The 1,476-nt window shown below is 36.7% G+C and carries 1 pseudogene; it reads right to left on the bottom strand.

Features of this window, described 5'->3' with window-relative positions:
- Window positions 1–127 precede the first annotated feature (127 nt).
- Window positions 128–925, bottom strand: a pseudogene (istA, locus tag ACYQ2O_RS12215) (IS21 family transposase); the annotation flags it as partial.
- Window positions 926–1,476 lie beyond the last annotated feature (551 nt).

Below are 1,476 nucleotides of genomic sequence, written 5' to 3'. Positions count from 1 at the left end.
TTATTTTACCTTTGCTGGAGACATTTGACAAGAAAAAAAGCAATGTGATCCAGCAGTGTATTCACGTCTGCTGGATCACATTGCCTTTTTCCGCCTCTTTTTTATCGGTATAGAATGCTTTTCTACAACAAAGGTCGTCAACGATTCGAATGAGATCTGTCGAATCATAAAACTCATGATTGTACACCCGTAACCGGTCCATCGTTCTAGCGAGAGCTTCTACGCTGCCTTTTGTCTGAGGGCGGAACGGGCGACAGACCATTGTTCTAAATCCAGCGTCTTTACTAAAGGAATAGAAGCGATCGTTTAAATGAACCTGAGAGAATTGGGTTCGTGATCGGTCGACGACAGTTTTCATATTATCGAACCATATTTCTTCTGGAACACCACCGGTGTGATAAAAGGCATCATTCATGCACTCAAACAATGTATCCTGTTTACGGTCAAAGGTAAGCGTAATAAATTTCTTCTTTGAATAGGGCAATATATAAAGGAAAATATTAAAGCGGAAGGCTTCTCCCTGACTGCTTATCAGTCGCATTTCTTCTTTCCAATCGATTTGTGCTGAAAGACCAGGCGTATATTCGACACGAACCGTTGCTTTCTGTACCCGTTCTTTTTTCACTCCACGGCAATAGTCTCTAACGAGACTGTAACTCCCATCGAACCCTTTCTTTTGTATGAATTTGAAGATACTTTTAGCGGTACATTGATCTTCTAACTTAGTATCTATGATTTGTTTGAATGAATCTAATTTACTCGGATATATCCTCCTTGTTTTAGGTTTATCACCTTTCAACGCTTCCTGATACGCTGCTTTAACCGTGCGATAATCACATCCGTATTGTTCCGCTAACGCAGTATAATTGGGCTTTATGCCATCAATCATATGTTTTTTCACTCCTTCTCTGATATCTCTTCTCATTCCTATTCCACTCCAATTCTATAGGGGATAAGAAGAGTATATAAAAAATGTAGGAAAACCAACAATTTTACATTGTCATTTTCCTACATTTTATAACTGTTCTTTACAATCAAGCCGTGCATAATGACATTGGCTTGATGCTTATGAGCATGAATTTAACGAAACTGATCCTCGAACTCCGAAGAAAAGGAGGATGTACTTCTACATCTTCAGAAAAAATACAAAAGAACAATGAAGACCATCTAAAACCGACGGTTTTCATTGTTCTTTTTGTTTGTTAAGAGCTGGTTTTTTCCCAGCCCCTATTTTTTTATAAAATTATTTAATTTAAGCGAACGTTAAGCACACAGTGATATTTTTAATTATAATAGAATGTCAGAGTGAATTTCATTGAAATCTGAATAAAGATAAGTTAAAAACAACTATATGATTATGGTGTCAAAACCCCATAATTTTAAGCACTTAATCAACTTGAAATGCTCAAAAGTATACAGTTTTAAAAAATAAAAGAGGGACTCCTCTTTATGCCATCACTTTTTCCTGATTGTGTT

The sequence above is a fragment of the Alkalibacterium sp. m-11 genome (genome assembly GCF_054658155.1).
Note: the sequence above shows the minus strand (reverse complement) of the source record. Positions and strands in the feature narration are given on the sequence as shown.